This is a genomic window from Nonomuraea sp. NPDC004702 (assembly GCF_053601695.1).
Map to the genome: position 1 here is coordinate 1 of NZ_JBSGCE010000061.1, position 23,903 is coordinate 23,903.

18 protein-coding genes and 3 pseudogenes are annotated in these 23,903 nt (G+C 65.2%); 8 read left to right on the top strand and 13 right to left on the bottom strand.

Annotated elements, in window-relative coordinates; all coding sequences use genetic code 11:
• Positions 1–345: 345 nt before the first annotated feature.
• The 3 genes from ACWEJ6_RS43170 to ACWEJ6_RS43180 form a co-directional block, all read right to left on the bottom strand.
• Entirely contained in the window at positions 346–909 is a 564-nt protein-coding gene (locus tag ACWEJ6_RS43170) for a transposase (RefSeq protein WP_452431309.1), read from the bottom strand.
• Positions 795–1,127 (bottom strand): transposase, encoded by a 333-nt coding sequence (locus ACWEJ6_RS43175; protein ID WP_452431310.1) that lies wholly within the window; start codon positions 1,125–1,127, stop codon positions 795–797. The genes ACWEJ6_RS43170 and ACWEJ6_RS43175 overlap by 115 nt, the downstream gene beginning before the upstream one ends.
• 147 nt (positions 1,128–1,274) lie before the next feature.
• Positions 1,275–1,736, bottom strand: a complete 462-nt coding sequence (locus ACWEJ6_RS43180; protein WP_452431311.1) for a hypothetical protein — start codon at positions 1,734–1,736, stop codon at positions 1,275–1,277.
• A gap of 1,009 nt (positions 1,737–2,745) precedes the next feature.
• Between ACWEJ6_RS43180 and ACWEJ6_RS43185 the strand changes: the two genes are divergently transcribed.
• Complete coding sequence (locus tag ACWEJ6_RS43185; RefSeq protein ID WP_452431312.1) at positions 2,746–3,618, top strand: inositol monophosphatase family protein; 873 nt, start codon at positions 2,746–2,748, stop codon at positions 3,616–3,618.
• Positions 3,619–3,651: 33 nt separating this feature from the next.
• A complete protein-coding gene (locus ACWEJ6_RS43190; RefSeq protein WP_452431313.1) occupies positions 3,652–4,101 on the top strand; it encodes an SRPBCC domain-containing protein in 450 nt (149 codons plus the stop codon).
• Here ACWEJ6_RS43190 and ACWEJ6_RS43195 read toward each other — a convergent pair.
• Genes ACWEJ6_RS43195 through ACWEJ6_RS43225 form a run of 7 tightly spaced genes read right to left on the bottom strand, consistent with a single transcriptional unit; the run spans position 4,098 to position 14,577 of the window.
• Positions 4,098–4,283, bottom strand: a complete 186-nt coding sequence (locus ACWEJ6_RS43195) for a hypothetical protein (protein WP_452431314.1) — start codon at positions 4,281–4,283, stop codon at positions 4,098–4,100. The two genes, ACWEJ6_RS43190 and ACWEJ6_RS43195, sit on opposite strands and share 4 nt — an antisense overlap.
• A 2-nt stretch (positions 4,284–4,285) precedes the next feature.
• Positions 4,286–4,681 carry a hypothetical protein gene (locus ACWEJ6_RS43200; protein WP_452431315.1) on the bottom strand — a complete coding sequence of 132 codons (396 nt, stop codon included), beginning with the start codon at positions 4,679–4,681 and terminating at the stop codon, positions 4,286–4,288.
• A gap of 6 nt (positions 4,682–4,687) precedes the next feature.
• Positions 4,688–6,313 (bottom strand): protein kinase domain-containing protein, encoded by a 1,626-nt coding sequence (locus ACWEJ6_RS43205; RefSeq protein WP_452431316.1) that lies wholly within the window; start codon positions 6,311–6,313, stop codon positions 4,688–4,690.
• Between the two features lie 32 nt (positions 6,314–6,345).
• On the bottom strand, positions 6,346–9,444 hold the full coding sequence (locus ACWEJ6_RS43210; protein ID WP_452431317.1) for a type I restriction endonuclease subunit R: 3,099 nt from the start codon (positions 9,442–9,444) through the stop codon (positions 6,346–6,348).
• A gap of 38 nt (positions 9,445–9,482) precedes the next feature.
• On the bottom strand, positions 9,483–10,829 hold the full coding sequence (locus ACWEJ6_RS43215) for a restriction endonuclease subunit S (RefSeq protein WP_452431318.1): 1,347 nt from the start codon (positions 10,827–10,829) through the stop codon (positions 9,483–9,485).
• Complete coding sequence (locus ACWEJ6_RS43220) at positions 10,826–12,772, bottom strand: type I restriction-modification system subunit M (RefSeq protein ID WP_452431319.1); 1,947 nt, start codon at positions 12,770–12,772, stop codon at positions 10,826–10,828. Before ACWEJ6_RS43220 ends, ACWEJ6_RS43215 begins: the two co-directional genes overlap by 4 nt.
• Before the next feature lie 23 nt (positions 12,773–12,795).
• Positions 12,796–14,577: an N-6 DNA methylase gene (locus ACWEJ6_RS43225; protein WP_452431320.1), complete on the bottom strand. Its 1,782-nt coding sequence runs from the start codon at positions 14,575–14,577 to the stop codon at positions 12,796–12,798.
• A 356-nt stretch (positions 14,578–14,933) separates the two neighbouring features.
• On the opposite strand from ACWEJ6_RS43225, the gene ACWEJ6_RS43230 reads away from it, so the two are divergent.
• From ACWEJ6_RS43230 to ACWEJ6_RS43240, 3 genes and pseudogenes are all read left to right on the top strand, one after another.
• Positions 14,934–15,152 (top strand): hypothetical protein, encoded by a 219-nt coding sequence (locus ACWEJ6_RS43230; protein ID WP_452431321.1) that lies wholly within the window; start codon positions 14,934–14,936, stop codon positions 15,150–15,152.
• A pseudogene (locus ACWEJ6_RS43235) lies at positions 15,149–15,478 on the top strand (DUF6119 family protein); the annotation flags it as partial. The gene ACWEJ6_RS43230 and the pseudogene ACWEJ6_RS43235, both read left to right, overlap by 4 nt.
• A 101-nt stretch (positions 15,479–15,579) precedes the next feature.
• A pseudogene (locus ACWEJ6_RS43240) lies at positions 15,580–16,440 on the top strand (DUF6119 family protein).
• Between the two features lie 91 nt (positions 16,441–16,531).
• Here the strand turns inward: ACWEJ6_RS43240 and ACWEJ6_RS43245 are convergent.
• From ACWEJ6_RS43245 to ACWEJ6_RS43255, 3 genes and pseudogenes are all read right to left on the bottom strand, one after another.
• Positions 16,532–17,203 (bottom strand): annotated as a pseudogene (locus tag ACWEJ6_RS43245) (transposase); the annotation flags it as partial.
• Between the two features lie 214 nt (positions 17,204–17,417).
• Positions 17,418–19,364, bottom strand: a complete 1,947-nt coding sequence (locus tag ACWEJ6_RS43250; protein WP_452431322.1) for a hypothetical protein — start codon at positions 19,362–19,364, stop codon at positions 17,418–17,420.
• Positions 19,348–21,480, bottom strand: coding sequence for an AIPR family protein (locus ACWEJ6_RS43255; RefSeq protein ID WP_452431323.1), 2,133 nt, complete (start codon positions 21,478–21,480; stop codon positions 19,348–19,350). The genes ACWEJ6_RS43250 and ACWEJ6_RS43255 overlap by 17 nt, the downstream gene beginning before the upstream one ends.
• A 321-nt stretch (positions 21,481–21,801) precedes the next feature.
• Here ACWEJ6_RS43255 and ACWEJ6_RS43260 point away from each other — a divergent pair, with 321 nt between their 5' ends.
• Genes ACWEJ6_RS43260 through ACWEJ6_RS43270 form a run of 3 tightly spaced genes read left to right on the top strand, consistent with a single transcriptional unit; the run spans position 21,802 to position 23,859 of the window.
• Positions 21,802–22,788, top strand: coding sequence for a glycosyltransferase (locus ACWEJ6_RS43260; RefSeq protein ID WP_452431324.1), 987 nt, complete (start codon positions 21,802–21,804; stop codon positions 22,786–22,788).
• The gene (locus ACWEJ6_RS43265; protein ID WP_452431325.1) at positions 22,781–23,200 is read left to right on the top strand and encodes a hypothetical protein; all 420 of its coding nucleotides are present in this window, start codon (positions 22,781–22,783) and stop codon (positions 23,198–23,200) included. The genes ACWEJ6_RS43260 and ACWEJ6_RS43265 overlap by 8 nt, the downstream gene beginning before the upstream one ends.
• The gene (locus ACWEJ6_RS43270; RefSeq protein ID WP_452431326.1) at positions 23,104–23,859 is read left to right on the top strand and encodes a phosphotransferase; all 756 of its coding nucleotides are present in this window, start codon (positions 23,104–23,106) and stop codon (positions 23,857–23,859) included. Before ACWEJ6_RS43265 ends, ACWEJ6_RS43270 begins: the two co-directional genes overlap by 97 nt.
• The last annotated feature ends 44 nt before the right edge of the window (positions 23,860–23,903 follow it).

Consider the following 23,903-nt stretch of genomic DNA (forward strand, 5'->3'; position numbering starts at 1 on the left):
GGACTCCACTTGAGGTCCACAACGAGTACCTGAGTCGACAGCTCGCATCATGAAGTGATCATCAGGAAGCTGTCCGGAGGACGCGGGGCACCTCAACATCGAGTTCTGCGGCGCGCCCCCAGACACCTGGAAGCTCGCCCACTGGTGGACGTACGTCAGCGGGCCTCTACTCCGAGACCAGCCCGCCCACCGCGCCATCACCGTCGACAACCGCCTCGGCGCCGCCATCAGCTTTGCCGACCAGACGCGCGAGACGCTGAAGCGGATCCTCACATGAGGGGCATCGTCTTGTACGGGCCACCGCCAGCGGTAAAGGCATCATCACTGCCGCCCCTAGCCGATGACTCACTTGGTGAGTCGGTTGTAGCAAATGAGGGCTGCGGCGATGGCGTCGAAGGCTGCGAAGTGGTCGGCTGGGCGCTGGTGGCGTCGGTGTAAGCGGCGGCAGCCGGCCACCCAGGAGTCCGTGCGCTCCACCACCCAGCGGTGGCGTCCCAGGCGCTGACTGGACTCGATCCCGCGGCGGGCGATGCGGTGGATGTTGCCCGGTCGCGCGGGAAGGCGCGCGGGTGGGGGTAGTCGTAGCCTTTGTCGCCGTGGAGCTCGCCGGGTCGCCGCCGCCCTGGGTCCGCGACGGGAACGGATCGGCGGAATCGACCGCGCCAGCGGTTCCCGCGCGAGACTGTCGTGGATGTTGGCGGCGCTGATCGCGACAGCCGGCGGCGAACCGGTGCGTTCGGTGATGAGGTGAGTCTTCGACCCTTTCTCGCCGCGATCGACAGGATTCGGGCTTGTCAGCTCCTCTCTTCGCTCGCCCGGACGCTGACCGAGTCGATCGCGCGTCGCGACCAGTCCAGCTCGCCGCGGGCGCCGAGTTCGTCCAGCGGGATCCGGTACAGCTTGGTCCACACTCGCGGGGTGCTCCACTCGGTGAAGCGGCGATGCGCGGTCCGCCAGGAGGCGCCGAGGACCGGCGGCGACCGCCGCCAGGCACACCCAGTGGTGGCCACGTACACGATCGCCGCCAGAATCGTCCGGTCGTCGACCCGCCGTCGCCCGCCACCTCGCGGTCGCGTCGGCGCCGGCGGTACCACCCGCTGGAACAACTCCCACAACTCATCCGACACCAGCCGTCAAAGGAACGCATCCACGATCGATCTAACGACCAAGCCCCAAATGAGTCACAGTCTAAATAGCCGTCGTTAACAATCCTCTGCGGCACCTAATGGTAATAGTTGTGCTACATGGCCGCTATAGGTGGCGAACATCAGTCATCACCTCAGCGTACGGGTTAGGACATCTAGGATCGGCGCACCCATGTACGCCTGGACTCGGCCCATTGCTTGATATGACCAACGAAGGTACATCGGATAGGCGGGAACCTGGTTCTTGCCTACGCACACCACCACGCGATCCTCGGGCCGCCCTTCCAAAATTTTCCAGTGCAATCGGCTTCCGATGCGTCGCCTACGCATGTCTCTACGGATGACAAAGTCGATCAATGCGAGCGATCGGCGCCCGCCTTGCTCATTGGTCATATCTCTGGCAGTTGGCTCGACGAGATGATTCCACCAATAGTCATCGCTTGGCAGCCGATGACCAAAGATGAAGCCGATAAGGATCCCGCCCACATGAGCTGTCTGTAGCTCGAATCCGGGCATATCGACATCGTTTCGGAAGCGTCCCAAAAAGCGATCTTCGCTGTAGAATTTTGACCTGAATTCCGGAGAATCCATGAAATCACTTACATACAGCTTTGCGAGGGCGCCCTCAATATTTCTCGCACTCTCTCTATTGTGCTTGGTTATGGTGACGTCGCCATTCTCGACAGAGGCCTCTCTAGTTGGACTCCGAGCGGGCAAATGCCTGTTCTCACGGGTGCTGATGTACTCCGTCCCGGAGGGCCACCGCCACGGCATCTGATCAGGTCATACATCTGAGAGGACCGCAAAGTCAAGTCACATAAATTAACCTATCAAGCGACATACAGCATCAATCCTCCTTCGGAACACCTGGCGTGTCGCATGCGTACTACAGGTTCCGAAGCGCGTGACAGGAATGCCCGAGAAGCGGTATGGCCAACGCGACCAGCCAACATCACGCCACGGTCACGACTAGCGCATCTACCGAGGCCTTTCCCTATGGCATGCCATCTCGTCTAAGCACAGCCTCACGGAGGGGAGCACGACACCGCGAGGCGACCACGTCAGCAGCCGTGATCGTCCCCCCATATCTTCCCACCGAAGGTCGCATGCTCTGACCTCACCTACAAAGAGGCAGGCAGATGGCATGAAGGGTTTTGTTGTCCATCGGACTCCTAAATCGGGTGCCGCAGGTACGAATCCTGCCGGGGTCACTAGTCTCAGCCCGCAGCAATGCGCCCCTCGAAGCGACGCCTCATGACTGCTGCCACGAGCACACCTCTCCCTGTTCGGTCTCTACGTCATGAGGGGAAGCCAAATTTCGTCTCACGCGAGAACCGCGACCGCCATCCCGGCGCGCAGATCTACTCCGCGGTGTTCGGAGCCATGACCAAGGGGAAACTCGAAGTCAGCGATTTCGACCATCTGACCGGCGCTGGCATCATGCGAGCGGCAAGGTTCAAGGCGGTCCCATCGCCGCGACGATGAGCCCCCAGGCATCGAACCGCCGCTGGAGCTGCGCTAACAGTAGGAAGGTCCCGTAGTGACACCCTCCCCCGCCCTCCCCGGCCTCCCCCAGAACCTCGTCGAGCTGGTCGCTCAGATGATCAGGGAGATCCGACCCAGCCTGGTCCAGGCCGCGCTATCGGGTGAACGATCAGAGGCCGCCAACCTGCGCCACTCCGACAACTTCCTGTCCGCACACGATCTATGGATGCATGAGCGCTACCGAGAGCTTCTGAACCCGATCCTTCCCTCATACATCTATGCCTCGGAAGAGGCCGCCCCTCAAGTCATCGGAGCCGACCCAGATCCGGATCTGTGCGTCGTGGTCGATCCGCTCGACACCAGCGAGCTGGCCGTTCGCGCCCTCTACGGCTACACACACGTGATGGTGTACTCCCGCAGCCTCGCCCGACCCATCGCCGCGGTGGTGGGCGACATCTTCCACCATCTCCAGATGTATCTCGCGGCCCGCGACGAGGACGGCAACGACCAGGCGTTCGTCTACACGCAAGACGGCAAGGCACACGAGCTGAAGGTGCGCCGCTTCGCAGAACTGCACGAGGCACTGATCACGAACTACCTGATGAAGCCTGCTGAACGACTCCAGCCGCTCGGACGCCAAACCCGCCTACTCGACGCGCTCAACCAGCCTTCGACGGACGGCGCCCTTCGCGGCCGCGTCGGAGTCGACTTCGGGTCCGCCAGTTTGTGCCACGTCGCGGCGGGCTTCACCGACGCGACGATCGAGTTCGCGAAGGGCTTCTCCGTCTGGGACCTGGCACCAGGACACTACATTCTCAAGGCCGCGGGCGGCGCAGTCCTCGACCTCGAAGGCGACCCCCTACCACTGGACTACCAGTTTGGCAGCATGGCTGACATCAACAGGGCGATGGACAGGCGGCAGAAGTTCGTGGCCGCCTCCAGCCTCACCCTCGCACACGACATCATCGCCTCCATCGACGCCCTCTAGCTAGTGGCGGATTCCGGGTGATCCTCACGTACCTTGAACCCCACCGACAGCCCCGGCAAGACGTCAGACGCGACGGACGTCGTCGACGTCGAGTTCACCGAACTGGTTCCACCAGAGCGCGTGGTGCAGCGGGCAGTGTTCGAGGCCGATGACCCGTCGTACGCGGGCACCATGACGATGACCTGGCACCTGACCACCGGCGAAGGGACCAAGGTAACCGTCATCGCAACGGACGTACCACCCGGCATCGACCAAGCCATACATGAGGCCGGGATGGCCTCCTCGCTGGCCAACCTGACGTCGCAGCTCGAAAGGGGCCGGCTGAGTCAGGTCGGCTTGCGACCGATGGGCCGTCCCAGCCTGAGCAGCATCTCCCGCACGGAGAACTCAACAAAACACCAGGTCAGCCGGAGTGCTTCACGTGTCTACTCCCATGAGGTGCCTGACGTTTCTGTCCCACGACATGAGCAACAAGTGATCTAGGAAACATGGCCAACCTTGTACGGCCGATGAGCGTTGACGTTGCGGACCGGGAGATCGGTGGTGCGGTGCGCCGTGCGCGGCCCTTCGTCCAGATCGATGGTCAGCGTGGTGTCGCTGACGTGCACGGTGACCGCCCGGCCGACATACAGCCGGCCGAGGGAGACCCTCTGCCGGGTCACCATGATCACACCGAAGGCGCTCGCGCGGCACTGCACCGTGACCGGCGACCGCTCCGGCACCGGCGGCGGCCCGGCCGGGCGAGCACCGGCAACTGCGGGCACTTGGCCAAGATCAGCGGGTTCGGCCGGACCCGCAGCAGCTGCCGGGACTCAGCGTCGAGGAACATCAGCGTGTTCTCCTCGATCCGAACGGTGACCCGGCGCCCGCCCAGAATCTCCGCAGCCAGCAGATACCGGCCGGCCAGGCTGACCATGCCGTACTTGTTCACCGTCCGCTCCACCTCCACCACCGCATCGTTCTCCGCCCGCGGCAGCGGCGACGGCCCCGCCGACCGGCCACCATCAGCGAACAGCCGGGCCAGATCGCTAGTCGACAGATGCGAGCGCGGGCAGTCCACCAAGAAACATCATTCGAGGAAGGGCAGCTCTCCTTGAGCAGACCTCAGACGCCGGATCTGCCTGTCGAGATTCCGTATCTGGGTCGAGTCCGCACCGAACGCCTCCGCTAGAAGTGGACGGACGGTTTCGAACTCCGCTATCGCTTCGTCCGGGTATCCGGACGAAGCGAGCATCTGCGCGATTACGAAGCGTGATTCTCGTATCCGCTCCGCGGTGTCGTCATTCGCCGCGGGGTCGGCGTTGACGGCGTTGCCCACGTAGAAGCGCAGATGCGGCAGGGCCTTGTCCGACTTGCCGATCTCGGCGTAGGCGTGACCTGCGTGATACGAGCAGTCGAGGACGTAGAAGTCGTTCTGGGGAAGACGCTTGCGGTAGTCACGTCCGACGACGTCGAACAGCGACGCCGCGCGGGTGTACTCACCGGCGTAGAAATGCGCGGCGGCCAGGAAGTGCCGCAGCCGCAATTCCTGGAACGAGTCCTGGGCGCGGGCGACGCCATCCTCGAGGAGACGGGTCGCTTCGGATGGGTGGTCGTTGTCGAGGAGCACTTGGACGTTGGCTCGTAATTCCTCGAATTCGTCGTCGGTGAGTTTGCCCCGGCCAGAGCCCTGCTCCTGCCGCTTGGCCGGAGCCAGTAGCGGCCGCCGGAACGGACGGGTCGGGTCGCGGTTCTCATCGACGCTCCCCGCCCCACCGGCCAATCCGCCCGACATCGTCACGAGGGGGAGGAGTTCCTCGTAGACGGCCTCCGCCGAGGGCCGAACCGCTGGCTGCTTCGCCATCATCGACGACACCAGCACATCGAGCTCCGTCGGGACATCCGGGCGGCGCGCCCGCACCGACGGTGCCGCCGACTGGAGGTGATGGAAGCGCACGGGCCTGTCGGTCGTCCCGTGGAACGGCACGTCACCGGTAAGCAGCTCGAACAGCAGGCAGCCTAGCGAATATACGTCCGAGGCAGATGCCACCGCCTGGCCGATGCACTGCTCCGGCGACATATACGGCGGGGTGCCGACAGTCCGATCCACCTGGGTGAGCCTAGGCAGCGCCCCCGCACCACGCAGGATCGCGATGCCGAAATCCAGCACCTTCACCAAGCCGCCGTCCACAACCATCACGTTGGCGGGCTTGATGTCCCGGTGGACGATGTCGACTCGGTGCACGTCCACCAGGACCGCCGCGATCTGCGCGGCGATCGACGCCGCCCAGGACACGCTCGGCCGCGCGGCGACGTAGTCCGCCCTGTCCAGCAGCGACTCCAGCGTCGAACCGCGCAGCAGCTGCATGATCAGCCACAGCTGCGTACTACCGCCGGGGGCCGTCTCGACACCCGTGTCGTAGACCGCCGGAATGCCGGGGTGCTCCAGCTGGGCGGTGGTACGGATTTCCCGCAGAAACCGCCTACGGTCCCGGTCCAGGGCGTCGAGGATCTCCGCCGCCTCCGGGCTGTCCGGCCCGACCGGGATCGCTCCCAGCGAGGAGGTCCGGAGCATTTTGATCGCGACCCGCCGGTCCAGCCGCTCGTCGTAGCCATGGAAGACCTCACTCATGCCTCCCTTGCCGAGCGACCCCTCCACACGGTAACGCCCCGCCAGCAGCCGCCTCTCGACCGGTTGTCCGCCCCCGTCCTCCACGCCCCATCAGCTCTATCTCGAGATCGGAACTCCTAGCCGGCCAGACCGCCGGTTTCCCGCCTCATCTCCGCGCGGAGCTTGGCCAGCGCCTCATCCCGTGCGGGCTCGGTGATAATCCGGTAAGCGCGCTTGCGTGCCGCCTCTTTAATCGCCTTCTGGAACTCGTTGTTATCGAAATACAACTCCATGAAGGCAGTGTTACGTTCGGCGTTCTCCGCGACGATGTCATCGAGCCGGTCGTCGGCGACCTGTCCGAACCGGGCCTCGTCGTTCATCAGCGCGATCTGCTGCATTCCGGTGTCCTCGACCAGACCGACGACCTGTTGGTAGATGAGGATCTGGTCGGCGGTCCCCAGGCCGAGGCCGAACCGATCGTTCAGCTCCTCGATCACCTCCGACAGCGGCTTCACCTCCGGCTCCCGGTAGCCGCCGCCGTCAGCGGCGTGGCCCCGCACAGCCCGGTCACCGACCGCCAACAGCGACACGTTGTGGCGCCCGGTGTGCTCCAACCGGAAATGGCTCAGGTCCGCGTCCCCGATGTCGATGGAGGTCGAGGGTCGTCCGGGCAGTCGGAGCAGCAGGATCCGGCCGTACTGGTAGAGGCGTTCGAGATCCCGGTCACCCCAGTCAACGATCTGCGCGATGAGGCTGTAGGCGCGTACGTAGTCCTGAAGCGCGCCCCGAAAGCCCTCCCGCTCGTCGTCAGTGTCCAGCGCGTCGAAGCGGTCCAACGCGGGCTTGAGGTATTCGTGCAGCTCGGCGTGGAGCTTCCGCTCGGCCGCCTCAGGCAACCGGCCCGGGCCGGCTGCCGCCAGGACCCGGATGAATGCCTCCATCTCCGCGGCGACCAGCAGCTCGTACTCCATTACCTCGCGCTGCTTGGTGTAGAGCAGGTTAGGGTCGCTGGGCTCGGTGATTGTCGTTTCGAACCAGTCCCCGAACGCGGCCTGGATGTCGGCGGCCTGGTTGACGAAGTCCAGGACGTGCACATCGTCCTGGGATTTCAGCGGGTGGATCCGGTTCAGCCGGGAGAGCGTCTGTACCGCTGTGACGCCTGTCAGCGGCTTGTCGACGTACATCCCGCATAGCAAGGGTTGGTCGAAACCGGTCTGGTACTTGTCCGCGACGACCAGCAGGCGGTACTCGTCCTGGTGACGTGCGGCAGCCTGTGGATCGTCGGCCTTGGTGTACGCGAACCGATCCGGCAGCTGCCCCTCGGGGAAGCCGTTGAGCTGCGACTCGGTGAACTCCAGGCCGGTGTCGTCCTTCAGTTGACCGGAGAACGCGACGAGCGTGCCGCAGTCGGTGTACCCGCGCAGGGAGACGTAGCTGCGGATCGCCTGGTACAAATCGAGTGCGTGCTGCCGCCCGCTGGTAACCACCATGGCCCGGGCTCGCCCGCCGAGCCGCTCGGCGAGGTTCTCCCGGAAGTCGTCGACGATCAGCCGGGCCTTCTGTTCCAACGACTTGGGGTGTAGTTCCGCGAGGCGGACCAGTCGCGCCTTCGCCTTGCCGGCGTCGACCTCCGGGTTGGCGATCTGGGATTCATTCTGGTCGACGGCCGCGTTTCGCAGCCGCCACTTCGTGTCGTAGGTGATGTAGTTGGCTAGAACATCCAGGATGTAGCCCTCGTCGATGGCCTGCCGCATCGAGTAGATGTGGAAGGGGACGTACATCCCGATCTCGCCGGTGCGAGGGTTCACCCGCCCGGGATCGAAGGTCCCGAACAGCTTTAGCGTCGGCGACTTCGGCGTGGCGGTGAACGCGAAGTACGACAGGTTCGGCTGTTTGCCGCGCACCCGTGTCATGTAGGTCGCGTCGTCTTCGTCCTCCTCCCGCGGCGTCGCGTTCGCGCCGAGTGCCTGCTTGAGCCGGATCGCGGATTCCCCGCCCTGCGAGGAGTGCGCCTCGTCGATGATGACGGCGTATCGCTTGCCCGCCAGCCCCATGTCGACGATCTTCTTCAGCAGGAAGGGATACATCTGCAGGGTACTGATGACGATCTTCGAGGTGGCGTCACCGAGGGCTGCGGCGAGCTGCGTCGAATCGACATCGATCTTCTTGACGACGCCGGGTGTGTGGTCGAACTGGAAGATCGTCCTCTGCAGCTGCCGGTCCAGAACCACTCGGTCGGTGATCACAATGATCTTGTCGAACACTGGCTGGTTACCCGCGTCGAAGAGATTCGAGAGCCGGTGTGATACCCAGGCGATCGTGTTCGACTTGCCCGAGCCCGCCGAATGCTGGATCAGGTAGTGATGCCCGGCCCCGTGCTCTCGTGCGTGGTCCACCATTTTCTGTACCGCGTGCCACTGGTGGTAGCGCGGGAACACCTTCGGCAAGGTGTGCGGGTTCTCCTTCACGCCCTTCCGGTCCGGCACTTGGATATGCACGAACCGGTGCAGGATCTCCAGCCAGTTGTCGCGCTGCCAGATCTCCTCCCACAGGTAGTCCACGCTGTACGACCCCGGCTTAGCCGCCGGGTTCCCCGCCCCGCCGGACCGGCCGGGTCCGTTGGATCCAATGTTGAACGGCAGGAACTGGGTGTCAGCCCCGCGCAGCCGTGTGGTGATGAAGGCCCGGTCAGGATCCACAGCGAAGTGGACCAGCGCCCGCTTGGAAAGGAATACGTCGTTCGGATCCCGATCGCGCCGGTACTGCGCGATGGCGTGGTCGGCGTTCTGCCCGGTGTTCGGGTTTTTCAGCTCGATCGTCGCGGTCGGTAGCCCGTTAACAATGAGCGCCATATCGATCGAGCGCTTCGGATGCCGCACGCTGTAATGCACTTGCCGGGCAACCGTCAGCACGTTTGCGTCGTACTCGGCGAGAGCGTCGGTGGCCAGGGTATGGCCTGGCCGGAAGTACGCCAGGTCGATCTGCACCCCCCGGTCCCGCACCCCCTGCCGCAGCACGTCCAGCACCCCACGCGCATCGACTTCGGCGGCCACTCGCTGCGCGAACTGCCGCCGCGCCGCGTTTTGGTCACCCCCGTAGAACCCAACGAGGCGGTCCCACTTCTTCGCCTGCGTCGCACCGATGAAGCGGAACATCTCCCCGGTGTCGAGCCCCAGGTCGACGTTGAAGGTCCCCTGTGCCGGCGACCAACCACGGTCTAGCAGCTCCGCCTCCACGCGATCCTCAAACCTCCGCTCGCTGCGCACTCCAGGCATCACGCGAACGCACCTTCGGATGGGGAGAGACTGGATGTGTCGGCTCCACGCGCGGTCGTGACATCGATCTGCCCGGTGACGGCAGCGGTGATGAGCGCCCGACGACGCTCGGCGAGGAGGGCATTTGCGGCTGTCATCTCTGCCTGCGTCTTGTGAATGGCAGCGATCTCAGAGTTCAGCACAGCAATCCGACGGCGACCGTCAGATGGAATGGGAATTCTATATGCCGCCAACTGCTCGCCGGTCAGATGTGGAATGGTCGCCAGATTGCCATCGGCGTCAAACACGCCAGCCGCCTTCGAAAAGCGCAGCCAGTACATGAGCCATTCGACGGGAACATCGCTGATGGCTCGAACACGGTGAAGCGACTTCTGATAGAAGACTTCGGGAATTTGACCATCCCAGACAGCGGCCTCCGCTACACCAGCTCCCCCTTCGCAGACCAAGAGGTCGCCTTTTTTGACCCCGTATCGGATCCTTTCGTTTGGCTCAAACACCATTGTAGCCAAGTCGAATGTGCTGATCTCGTACCAATGAACATTCGCGTTGCGCAGGTAAGGCTTCTGCCTCTCCCCTGACGCGCGATCCGCGTTCAGCATCTTGCCGAGCTGAACATCAAAGTAGGCGTATACGGGTCCAATACTCCAATCGCCTGGAATCGTTGGCAGCCACTCCCAGCCGGTTCGCATGCGTCCCATGCTGTTGCGCTCAGACCCGCCAAGCTGCGCGCCAATCCGAGCCAGCTCGAGTTCACAGAGAGATGTCACCTGGGCAAGCCGCCTGGTCGTAAGCGCATCGATGCGGGCCGTCTCGGCGTCGAGGAAGTGGGCGATGCGCCGCTGCTCATCCAACGGAGGCAGACCGATTGGAGCTCCGGCCAGGCGCTCACGATTCAGTTCGATCTGGTTGGTCGCACCCACAACGAGCGCTGAGTGGATGTAGTCCTGAAACGGCGTAGAGCTCAACCAGTAGAACATGAACCGAGGATCAGCGACGTCGCGGTCCGCACGGGCGACTGTTACGTGCCCATCGGCGACGCACGGTAGATCGTCCGGCGCTGTTGTGAAGTAACCGACGCGCCCCAGTGTTCCGTTTCCCGTTGAGTTGATCAGCACATCATTCGGGACCAGGTAACCCTTGAGCCTTCGCGGATCCCCGCTGTAGTTATGGAAACGCGTGCGTTCCCAATCCAGGCCAGCAGGCTGATTTGCCGCCTGGCTGATCACCCTGACCGGCCCACTATCGACATAGTCAGGCGCGGTTCCACGGTTCAGGAAGGTCACCGCGAACTTGATCGGCGACCATGACCAGGCTTCTGGAAGCGCAATATCGAGCCCGGTGCTCACCCCGTCACCTCTCCCAGAAGCTCCTGGATCTGCGTTTCCAACTCGCGCAGTTCGGCGTCGATCTCCGCCAGAGGCCGGGGCGGCGTGTAGACGTAGAAGTGCCGGGTGAACGGGATCTCGTAGCCGACCTTCGTCTTGTCGTAGTCGATCCACGCATCCGAGACGTGCGGGGTGACTTCCCTGGCGAAGTATTCCTCGATGTCCTCGTCGAGTGGGATGTTCTCGTAGTCGCGCAGATCCGGGTCGGGCAGTACCGTACCGTCTTTGTCCTTCTGGACCTCACCCTCGGGGTCGGAAATCGCTACCGCAGCCCAGAACGCCTTCTTCAGCGCGGCGGTGCCGGGCCACTGGGCTCCGCTGTCGACGACGGCCTTGTACAGGGCGTTCGTCGCATCCTTCTTCGCCCACCAGACCGAGCCGACCACGCCGGCTAGCGCCTCGACCAGCGCTTCGCGTCCGTCCCACTTCGCTAGGGCCTTCGCGCTGCCCAGTGCGGTCAGGGTGTCCTCGGTGATTTCGAAGCGGAGCTTTAGTGGGCGCTCCACGGTGATGCGGTGGTAGCCGAAGTCGCGGGTGCGGAAGATCTTCACCTTAGCGTCGTCGCGGTGCTCGGCGTCTGCCACGACCTTCACCGCGTCGACGTACAGCTCGGTGATGTGCTTGATCTGATCATCGCTGATCTGCTTGCGCTTGTCCCCGAGGGACTTGCGCATCTTCTCCCACTGGTCACGGGCATCGAGCAGGATCACCTTGCCGCGCAGCTTCTCGGGCTTCCGGTTGGAGAGGATCCAGAAGTAGGTGGAGATGCCGGTGTTGTAGAAGAGCTGGTCCGGCAAGGCGACGATACCCTCCAGCCAGTCGTTCTCCAGGATCCACTGGCGGATCTTCGACTCGCCGGACTCGGCAGCGCCGGTGAAGAGCGGGGAGCCGTTGAAGACGATCGCCAGGCGCGAACCCTTGCCCTCGACCGGGTCCATCTTGTCGAGCATATGCTGCAGGAAGAGGAACGAGCCGTCGTTGATGCGCGGCAGCCCCGCGCCGAAGCGGCCCGCGTGGCCGAGCGTGGCCTCGTCCTCGACCGCGTCCTTGACCTTCTTCCACTCCACACCGAAGGGCGGGTTGGCCAGCATGTAATCAAACGTCCGCCCCCGGTGGCCGTCCTCGCTGAAGGAGTTGCCGAAGTGGATGCTGCCGCGCTGCTCGCGCATGAGCATGTCCGCCTGGCAGATCGCCCACGACTCCGCGTTGAGCTCCTGGCCGAAGAGGTAGACCGTGGCGTCCGGGTTGAGCGACTTGATGTGCTCCTCGGCGGCGGTCAGCATTCCGCCGGTTCCACAGGCTGGATCGAGGATGTTGATGACCTGGCCGTCCGCGGCGAGGGCGTCCTTGTCCGGGGCGATCAGCAGATTGACCATCAACTTGATGACCTCGCGCGGAGTGAAGTGCTCACCGGCGGTTTCGTTGGAGTCTTCGGCGAACTTCCGGATCAGGTGCTCGAAGACGTAGCCCATGTCGTGGTTGCTGAGCCGGTCGAGGTCGCGCATCGAGGCGAACTTCCCGACTAGCGCGTAGAGGATCTTCGCGCCCGCCAGGCGGGTGATCTCATTGTCCAGATCGAACCGGCTCAGGATCGTCCGGACGTTCGGGGAAAATCCATTGATGTAGTCACGCAGGTTCTTCGCTACGTTCTGCGGGTCGCCCGCGATGGTCGAGAAGTCCTGCTGCGAGGTGTTATAGAACGGTAGCTTCGCCGCGAGCTCCAGCAGCTTCTGCTTGTTCTGAACGGTGAGCGCGGCGTCACGGCCACGTACAGCTTGCCGGGTGGGAGCCATCACCGCGTCGAGGCGGCGCAGCAGCGTGAACGGCAGGATCACCCCGCCGTACTCGTGGCGCTTGTAGTCCCCGCGCAGCAGATCTGCCACTGACCAGATGTCGGCCGCCATCTTGGTATGACTGGGTCCCGAGGTCACAGCTCTCTCTTCTCCTCATCAGCAGCACTCGTGTCATCAGTGTTCTTCATCAGCGTGAATTCGGGTGCCAGAACGCCGGCGATCAGTCCGTACACAGTCTGTTCAATTACGTGCGTGCCCGCCCTCTCTAGCGCCGCAAGCACGTCCCCCAGCTCCCGCAGGTAGCGAAATGCGTCGCCGTAGCGCCGCTGCTCGGCCAGGGGCAGCCGGGGGACGCGGCAGCGCCGAAGGTCGTCGCGGTTGAGCGCACCTAGGGTATTGGCCACCGGGAGCGCTCCAGCGTCAGCCCGCAGGAAGGTCGCCAGAAAGTGGGCGTCCAGCCGTTCGGGGTCGATCTCGATGATCTGCGCGACCCCGGTGTCGTCCTCGGCGGTGCCGGTCGCGACGATTGGCGGGCGACCGTGAGTTCGCAGCAACACGTCCCCGGCACGTGGGGTGTCCTCGCGCGACCTGACGCTCAGTACTCCGGCGCGTTCCAGCTCACCGAGGGTGGCGGACGAGTGGCGGGTCGGCACCGTCGCTGCGGTGAAGCGCGGCAGCCCCTTGAGCGCACGCGAATGGAGGGCGTGCAGCTTGTCAGTGACACGGACGAAGTCATCCGCGCTCGCCTCGACCCGCTTGGTGACATGGCGGGACGGCAGCAGGTTCGCATCACCGTCGAGGAGTTCCAGGCGCGGTACCGTGCGAGAGATCGTCGGATCGGCGTCGCTGAACAGTCGCTCCCAGGCGGCGAACTCGTGCGGGACGTCGGCGGCGTCACCCAGTCCCGACAGGTCGACCATCCGGACTTCCCGATGGTCGGGAGCGCCGTAAGGCCGCTGCAAAACCCAAAGGTAGACGTCCGTATCGGGGGCGGAGCCCATTCCCTTCGGTAGCGCGATCACGTCTCGGAGCGCTCCGGAACGCACTAGCGCCGCGCGTATCTGCCGCCCCGACAGCCGCACACAAGTGCGCGGCGTCACAGCGACGACCGCCACGCCCCGCGGCCGCAGGTGCGCGTAGCAGTGCTGAACCCAAGCCAGTTCCCCGTCGCGAGGAGCTGGGATGCCGAACTCCCAGCGCGGATCGGTGGCCAACTCGGCCGAGGGCCACCGCGGCAAGTCAAAGGGCGGCTCGCAGACGACGGCTGCTGCCGCGCCCAGATACCCCCTAAGCCGGTTATCCAGAAGGGAGTCGCCGGTGTAGATCTCGTACAACGTACCGAGAGGGTTGTCGCTCAATCTGCGCACGGCCGCCTCGGTAGCCGAGAGCCGGACATCCTGCCCAGCCAGCCGAACCTCGGTGCCGAAGCGGTCGGCGACGGCCAGTAGCAGTGTCGCCTCCGAACAAGCGGGATCCAGCACGACGGGCACGTCCGCGCCCCAGCCGCCGGACGACCGGGCCGAAGCCGTCGAACGCGGCAGCAGCGACGCCATTACCCTGGCCAGCAGCTCACCCGGGGTCAAATCAGCGACGCCGCGCTCCGACCCCTCTAGCGGCTGATCGAGATAACTGTTCTCCCATGGGTGGGGCTTGCCACCTGGGAACAGAACGGAGTCGTCGACGCGCTGCGTCCCGGTATGGGTCCGTCCGGCCGTCGACAACTGGTCGCCCTTCCCTGTCGCCTTCAGCCACAGCTCGACCTCCGCGAGAGAGAACGTCGGGCTGTGCTCACTGCCACCGACCGGTTTAGGGAACTCCGGATAGCGCCTGCGCCAGTTCGCCACGGCGGCACGGGTGACGCCGGCCAGCCGGGCGATCGCCGCCGCCGTCCCCTCATCGTGCTCGCCAAGACTCATCAGGGGACCATACAGGACAACAACCGATCATTCCAAGATGTTGTTAGCACTTGTGAACTCTAGCGCCAACGCTAACAAGCCGTGGTTGTTTACCCGCGCGAGCGGCAGTCGCTAACCGCCGTGACCCACGGATGATGAGTGTCCGCACAACAGGGCACCCAGGAGCGTCCTCAGTCATCCCGATCTCCCAAGCCTCTGGGCACGCGGGCCACGTCCGCACAGGGGGCCTCCAAGCCACGCAACAAGACGCTCCAGGACCGGTGCGCACGTCGCATGGCACCTACGCCGTCCAAGGCGCACCGCACCTCCCAGCCATCAGGATCACCATGGTCCCTGTACCTCAGACGAGGACTGACATGAGCACTGACAACCACACCGTCCCGGTCGCGGCCGAGAGGACCACGACCCCCTCGACCACCCGCAAGACCTCCCTCTACCGCCTGCGCGCCGCGGGCGCGATCGCACACACGAGCCTCCGCTCATTCGTTCTCCCCCGCTACCTGGACCGTGAAGGGTTCAAAACCCGCAAGGTCAACCACCCGCCGCCGACTGGTGTGACCCGCTCAGCGCTCTGAGCGGGCACCCCGTCGCCGAGGAGAACCAGACGACCCTCGGCCTCCTGGTCCGCACTGGACAGGCGATCTACGGCCTCACCTACGGCATGGGCCACCTGATAATCGACCCGGCCCGGATCGACCCCGGATTCGGCATCGAGCTCGCTTTCCGCTGCCTGGACGCCGACCGCGTCACTAGGGTGCGCCGCCAGGTCATGGACGCGCGGGGCCGGACGGACGAGAACTCCGCCACCGGCGGGGAGAACATTCGGGGTTTCGGCATCGAGCAGTTCGGAGAGATCGTCAGCCAGATCGCCGGTCAGATCGCCAACGTCCCGCTTACCTTCGCCAAGGACCGCACCCGGCCCGCGCACATCACGGGCGACGACCGTTCGGTGAAACTGCCCTCGGCGGCACACCCGCCTCCCTGCTCCACGATCTCCAGCGGATCGAGGAGGCCTGCGCCCAGCCGAGCCCGCTGCCGGAGTTCGAGTTCATCGCCCAGGTCCGGCCGCTCCTCCCGAAGTCCGAGCAGGTTCAGCGGCTTGACGAGCGCCTCGACGCCATGCTCGGCGGGGATGAGCGCGCCCTCCTCGCGCTGGCCGTGCCCAGCGTCTGCCGGGACCGATACAATGTCGCGGAGTCCTTCAAGGTAACGCTCGGCGGCCGCTCCCAGTACCACACCGAGCTCGAGATCGACCAGTTCGTCGAAGCCGTCCGACACCGTCAGCCGGGGAGCCGCCTGCGTGCCCTGCGTGACGGGCGCATCCAGATGTTCGCCGACACGGAGGGCCACGAACTGATCAGCGGTAAGGTTCCCGCTGATCACTGGCTCACCGCCGAGGTGTCCGAGGGCAGCCTCCACTACTTCTACTGGCAGCGGCGATGGTACGAGATCGGCGCGGAATACCTTGCCGTCATCGAGCAACGGATCGCCGAACTCCTCGCCCGCTCCACCGAGGTCACGATGCCGCCTTGACCATAGGGCCGCAGCCCCAAGGAGAACGACGAGGACTGGTACAACAAGCAGGTCGCCGCCCGGGACGGATACGTGCCGCTCGACAAGAACACCGTGCACACGGCTCGCCTGCGCGGCGGCGGGCTCGAGATCTGCGACGCCCTCGGGCCCGCCGGCCAGTTCATTCGCGTGAAGAAGGCCGAAGCGACCGCCGAGCTGAACCACCTCTTCGCGCGGGGCCGGGTCGCCATGGAACCCTGCGCTTCGATACCGAAGCGCAGGAGAAGTTCCTTACCAAGCTCGACGAGCTCGCCCCGGGCCACCCCCTGGACAGGACGTTCAGGGCGCTGACCCTCGTCTGCGGCATCCTCCTCAAGGACGGGATGCCGCTGACCCCAGAATCCCTGTTCTCATTGGCGAATGTCTCGCTACCGCACCGCGCGAACACCTCGCCCAGCGCGGACCACAAGCCGAGCGCGCCATCCCCGACCGCGAGCACCGGCGCCCGCGTCCCGCGCCGCTCGCGGTCGCGCGGCAGGCCCGCCCACGACTCGCCAGACTGCCGGCAGCCGTCGGTGAGCGCGACCAGTTCCTCGCGTCCGTTGGCCCGCACGCCGATCATCACCAGCGGGCACAGCTTGTGTTCCTCTAGCCGGACGCTGACGTGGATACCGTCGACCCACAGGGAGACGTAGTCCACCCCGGACAGGTCACAGGCCGCGAAGGCGCGCCGCTCAGCCTTCCAGGTCTCGGTGACACGCGTGATCACCGAGGCTGACAGGCCCGCCGCCGAGCCGAGAAACCGCCCCAACGCGGGGACGAAATCGCCCCTGGGCAGGCCATACGGGTACAGGAGCGGCGGCGTCTCGGTGAGCCGCGGCCTCTTGCGGCACCAGACGGGCAGGATCGCCGAGGACAACCTCTTGCGCTCGCCGGTGACCTCGTCGCGTTCGTCGGCGAACGCGACGAGGCCGGCGTCCACCTCGGCCCGCGATGCGGGGGCGAGCATCTCGCGGGCGCCCTCGCGCACGAGCTGGTCGATTAGCGAGGCCGACGAGTCGCCGGTCGCGCGGTCGTGGTCGTCAGCGGGCGCCTCGGGGACTACGGTGAGCATCTGGGTGTGCCTTCCCGACCGTCGTTGGCGCGTCGGCCTGCTTGAGATACCTGATCAGATTCGGGAAGGTGCACTCCCTCCCGTCAGATCCACAGGTTTCAAGCATTGCTCCGCCAAGCTCTTCTCCCCACCGGGCGCCCCGCCACCCATCGGAGAAGACGGACGTGAAGTCGTGCGATGAGGCGGAAAGGTGGGCCTAGATGGCTGTATCCGCCTACACACCGTACGTTGTGTAGAGGCGTTCGAGTTCGTCTCGCCACACGATTTGAAGTTCCGAGGGACTGTCAGGTCGCGGACGACCATGCCTAGTCAGCACGTCCGCGAAACCAGGGTCCATCGAGCCGTCCAGCATCGTGATCAGAGCTGCGAGCAGCGGTCTGTTCCGGTCCTGGTCCATCGCCGCGAGTACCGAGACCCAATCATCGCCGGTGAGCCAGGCGGCTCCGTTCACACTGCGCGCGACCGACACCCAAGTCACCGTCTCTCCCCGAGCTGCTACACGCTGGAGAAACTCGCGAAGCCGAGAGGGCAGGGCTGCGGCACGCGGCGACGGCCACGCGTAGCGAAGCTTGAGTCGACGGATCTCGTCCTCCTCCTCGCGCCAAGCCTGTTCCTCAGCACGGCGTGTGGCTCTCGCCCGCTCAAGTTCCTTTGCGCGAGCTTGACGCTCCTCCTCCTTCTTCTGGTCGAGCTGCTGTCGGAGGTTCCATTCTTCAAGCCGACGCGCTTCACGGATGAGCGCTCGCTCGGCCTCCATGCGAGCGCTCTCTGCCGCCTTGGCAGCCACCTCCTGCTGCTGGCGCGCCTCGTGCTTCCGTTTTTCCGCTACCCAGCGCTCGGCTCGCCCCAGTTGCGCCCTGTACCACGTGTCATGTCCGACGAGCGTTGTCAGCACTGGGCGCGATCGGCGCAGGAGTTCAACCACCCGCGAGACATCTTCGGCTTCCCTCGCGTGCTTGATCTTGTCGAGGACGTCGTACATCTCGTCCCGCGCCTTCCAGATCTCCATTCGCGTGATCGCTTTTCGGGGCACGGACTTCTTCGGACTCGGGCCCGCAACCGGCCGCCTGGCCGCCCCCGCTCGCTTCTGCTCCACGTTGCCCTGTTGTTCAATCTCCGTGGGAGCAAGGGTGGGGGCGGACATCGTGCCAAGTGGGCGCAAGCCCTCGGCGAAGACGTCCCATGGCCGCTCAGGCCGGTCGATCTGCTTGACTTGCGACACGCCGACGATCTCGTGATCTTCTCCGACCGTGAACGTCAACCGGTCCGGCACCAAGATTCGCGCTTGCACAACATCCCCGCCCTGCCTGGGGAGCACCTCTACAGGCACCACACAGGTTCCTGGCGCGATGCCTAGACCTCCCACAGGACGCGCTACAGGCGCAAGGGGTCGAGCCACGGCGTTGAGGAAGTCCACTGGCCAGGATGGCTCCACTTTGTCCTGTGGAGACGCATGCCAGGCTTCAATTTCCGGTGTGATGATGCCGTTCTCCGTGATGCGACACTCGCGCAGATCAGACCAGCCGACTCGACGATCGGCGGTACGCGTCCCGAGCTGCACGACCCGGCGATCCTGTCGCTGGTCACAGCGCACGAGGAGAGCGTAGCCGTGCAGGTCGGCCACGTGTTCCGCCGTATGAGATGCCCTGGGCCCGAAGAGCCAGCTGACTCCCTCGTTCTCCTCCCGCAGACGGCGATCGCAGGCGGTCCAGGTTCCCGGAAGCATTGGCTCCAGTTGGACCTGAATGATCGCGCGCCGGTTTCGGATCACGAGTTCGGAGCAGCCGTGGTTGTTGAATATGCCCTCGAACCGCTGACGCGGCATGCGGCTGCGCTGCTGGACCATGCCTGCCAGCCCATTGTGGATGTGAAGGTGGTCCGCGCTGGCGATGCCGCGATCATGAAGGTCGCACACTCTCGATGACGTGATGCTTGGTCCTGGCCGGTGGGCGAAGTGCGCGACTCTGTCATCGTAGATCTTGACGCTCAATTGCTGGCCACAGCCGCGAAGCAGGTGACCGCACCAGAACGTTCGGCCCTCATAGAGATCGCGAAAACGCTCCGCCGACCATGGGTCTACGGGAAGCGAAGCTCCGGCGTCCGAGTCCCGGTCGTCGAACACCGCCGTTTGCACCTTCCGCGTGTCACGCACGACCGTCATCGCCCTCCTCCTGCTTGGCGAGAACATCGAGTGCGAGTTCCCACAGAGTGCCTTCTCCCTTGATCGACCAGCGAGAGGGGCCCTGTACGGCGACCGGGCGGACGTCCGGCGACCAGCCTGCTCTGTTCCAAATCTCCGTTACCAGACCGGTCGGCGAGTATCTCTTCCCATCGACCGCCCATGCGAGAGGCTTGGATCTGTCGTTGACCCAGGCCGCTTGGCCTCGGCGCGAGTCCTCAGCCAGCCACAACTGGAGGGCTTCTCGTTCGGGCTTCGTGGCGTACTCGAACGACAAGATGGTGCCGTCCTGAATTCGACCAGCGTCCACCAGCGTGGGGACCGCGTTGGGTCGTCGCTGCCGTTTGGGGCGAGGCGTCGGCTTGTAGTCGGATGGCAGATTCGGGCTGATAGTGGTGTCCACCATGCGCGCGACTACGAGATCGACGAGCAGCGCGCATCGTGCGGGGTTCGTGATCGTGCTGCTGACGAAGGAGGTAGGGCCAAACTCCTCGTCGATGCAGGCGATCAACCAGATCAGCACGGAGTCAACCAACTCCGGGATCCGCTCCAGCACTAACGCGAGGTCGTAGTCAGGTGTGTCGATGCCTTCCGGATCTATGCGCCTGAACACGATGTGGGTGATGAGGAAGTCGGCCTGTTCCGCGACGGCTCGGGCCCGCCCTGTCCACTTCGTCTTGGCGCCCTGGAGCGCCGCGCCTACGGCTCTCATGATGAGGTATGAGTGCCAGATCTGGAACGCCGTGGGCGCCGGCTTGAACAGAAGGGCGTAGGTTTCGGCCTCCCACAGCAGGTCCGTGCTCCGCTTCGCACGGATGGCCAAATCGACTTTGCGGTGAGCGCACGCCAGAGCGATGGCTGCCTGCACCACCGAGCAGCCGGCTTCGGGAAGAGGGTCTGGCTCGCCTCGCCGGAACGTGTAGGTCTTGTCCAGGGAGAGAGCGAAGTCCTCACGGATCGCGATCTGAGCCGAGTCCAATGCGACAACAAGGTCCCGCTGCTCGACCCGGTTCTGAACATTCGTTGCCCGCGTCACGGAGTTGCCGAAGCCTTCGGGACAGTTCCCCGTGCTGATGACCTTGAGGCCGACGTAAGCCTCCGCGACCCCGTCCGGAGCTCTGCGAGACGCCTCCGCGATGGCTGCCACGGTCTGGGCGCCGTTGACCACACTTGCGCCTTCCATGACAACCTCTGCCGGCCCTTTGTGGCCAAGACTCCATGCCTTCCGTTCCACGCGTTCGCAGAGAACAGTGAGCCCGTTGTTGAAGTACCAGAAGTCGTGAGGGCTGTTGACGAGTGTGCTTACGAGCTCATGGTTCACTGCGGTGAGCCCCAGCGATTGCCGGATGTTCTTCGAGAAGAGCCGGTCCCCATGGTTATCGAACCACTGAGCGATTTCCACCGCCGATACCCGGCCTTGGTAGGCGTCGTAGGGCTCGCCGATGCGGATCCATTCATCCATGTGGGCGCTTAACTGGATCGGCGGCTCGGCGAGCCCATCGCGCACCGCTTCCCAAATTCGCTGCAAGGACCATACGTCGTGATCCAGCTTCTTATCGAAGCCGGCGTTGAACTCACTCTTCAGAGCGTCGAACCGTTCCAGCACCGCCGACGAAAGTGTCCCGCCACCCATCAGCACGACGACAAGGGTGATGCGGCCGCGGGGGTCGGTAAGGACAGCCTTGACCTGCTCAGCGTGCGCCTCGAACCGCTCGTTGAACCGTTCGAACTTCTGCTGGTCGATGGAGGTCAGCCCATCCCAGAATGCGCGAGCATCGTCGATGCCGAAGCCAGCGGTTCCCCTGTCCTTCCATTTGCTCTGAATCAAGAGCAGGTGGAGACCGTTGTCGGCGAAGGCGATCGCATCGATGCCGACGTCGTTCGCACCGTCGATGACAGCATGGGCGGCTTGCTCCGGAGTAAGATCGGCAAGCCGCCGAGCCACGAAGGCAGCCAACGCTCGGCTGAGGAACTTCCGCTCGTACTCCTCCGGCGACATCTTCGTCGCATCGGCCATGTGGATCAGACCGTCGAACTCCATGCGAAGCGCATCCGCGACATGGCGAACCTGCAACGGCATCCCGCCTGGCTTGACCATGAATTCCCCTTGTCGGAACGTGACACAGAGATCATGGCACCACTTGTCCGCAAAACCGAGCTTTCTAGGAATATGCAACTACATAGATCCGACTCCGGGATTCCACCACCCCTGGCCCGATCTGCTGGCCGTACCACCACCGCCGCGTGATCCGCTGGCCGCCTGTTTCTACAAGAGGCCGAGGGCTGAGACAGCCGGCCCGCGAAGCCTTGATGACGATCGCGCGGTAGTCTCTAAGCCGGTCCAGGTTCTCCAGCACGCTGCTTGGAAACGGATGTAGGACGAGCGGGGCCATTTCTTCGGCTCGGGCACGACCAGGCCGTGGCGAGCCTGGAAGGGCTGCCCATCCAGCCAAAAGGCCCCGCCGTGGTCAACCTGCATCAGCTCAAGCGGCTCTACACAACCGACGGCCGACGCACCCGAGAGGCGGCCGCGGCCATGCTGGAGCGGCTGGCCGAGCTGCGCGAGGGCGGTTGGCGCCTGGTGTGGACGGTGCACAACCTGCTGCCCATCAACGGTGGCCCCCCGGTCGAGGCCGACCGGGAGGCCGCGCACGGGGTGCTGCAGCTCGCGGACGTAGTTGTGACCCATACCCGTGCGGATGCCGCTCACCTGGCCACCTTGACCCGGGCGCCGATCATCGTGGCCGGATGGGCGGGCCTGACCGCTTCTCCCGCCGTCGGCCCGCCGCCCTCCGACGTTCGCGCGCTGGCCCGCTATCTGCGAGATGCGCCGTATGCGGTGCTGATCGTCGGCAATCTCACCACCTACAAGGGCCTGCCCGAGGCCGCGGCCGCGTTCCTGGAGGCCACAAGGCAGGCCCGGCTGCTGATTGCTGGGCCCGGCCGCGACGCGCACACCCTGGCCCGCCTGGCCGAACTCGCCGACGCCAGCGGCGGACGCATCCTCCTGCACGCCCAGCGTGTCGAGCCCGAGCATGTGCCGCTGCTGTATCGGGCGGCCGACGCCGCCCTGTGCCCCTACCGCACCGACGGGCCGTGGCGGTTCTTCACGGACGTGCTGCACCCGAGCTCGGTCGGCACCGCGCTCGCCTTCGGCACCCCGGTCATCGCCCCCGGCCTACCCGCCATCACCGAGATGACCGCCGGGAGGCCTGCCCGGCTGTACGCGTCCGCCGACGGGCCGGGCCCGGCGCTGGCCGCTGCCGAAGCGGCCGGACCTACCCTCGCTCGGCCGCCCACCGACGACGCAACAATCCGCTGGCGAGCCATCGGCGCCGCCTACCAGAACCTGTATTGCCGGCTCACCCAGCAGCCCGCCTACCGAGGAGAGAACCGCCGTGCCTGAGGACGTCATCGTGGCCACCCCGCTCGAACAGGACACCATCGCCACCGTCTTGGCCGACCGGTACGCCCTGACCGCCAGCGACATCGTCCGCCAGCCGATCGGCCAGGTCACCATCAACTACCGGGGCAGCCTCACCGACGGGCGGCAGGTGTTCGTCAAGCGCTACCCCGCCCAGGCCCGCCTGGACGACGAGCGCGGCGCGATCCGGCTCTCGGGTGCCGCGCTGCCGGCGGGCATCCCCGGCGCGCCGATCCTGACCAACCAGGACGGCGACGTCATCGACACCAGCAGCGCCATGGCGGTGTCGGTTTGGCGATGGATGCCCGGCCACGTCGTCCCCACCTGGCCCCGGCTCAGCTGGCCACGGCCGGCCGCACTCTGGGCGAGCTCCACGCCACCTTCGCCGACCTGACCACCAACCCCGGTCTTGTCATCGGCGGCCGCCACGACGCCGTCCACGCCTGGCGCCATGCGGACCTGCCCGGACTGCGCGCCACCATCGATCGCCTGCTGGCACTCATCGAGCAGCGCCGTCGCGAAGGCCAGGCCGACGCGTTCGACGAACAAGGTCGGCGCACCCTCACTGAGCGGCGCGCCATGCTTATCCGCGTCCCCGCCCTGCTGGCCGACCTGCCGGAGCACCTGACCAGCCAGCTCATCCACGGCGACTACTCCCCGGTCAACCTGCTGTTTTCCGGCGACGCCCTGACCGCGGTACTCGACTACGCGCCACCCGTCCCATTCTTGGCGGCCTATGACCTGGGCCGGATGGTCTTCTACCCGCACACCGTCACCGCCTCTCCCGACTGGCCGGCCGCCGCGACCATGTTCGTGGCCGGCTATCTGACCGCCCACCCTGCGGTCCCTACCGCCGACGTGCGCGCCTGCGGCCGCGTCGCCCTGTTGCAACTGCTCACCAGCCTGTACGGGGTCAAGCAGCACTACCTCCAGCCCGGCCTCGACCAGCAGGCGCTGGACGGGTTCTGGCTGTTGCGCCACCAAGCCGCCGCCGTCCTGCTGGACCGCCTTGACGAGACCGACACGCTGCTGACCGACCTGACCCGCGTCTGACACGCCGCCCGCGCGGCCCGTCCGCGCACCGCCTGACTCTTCAG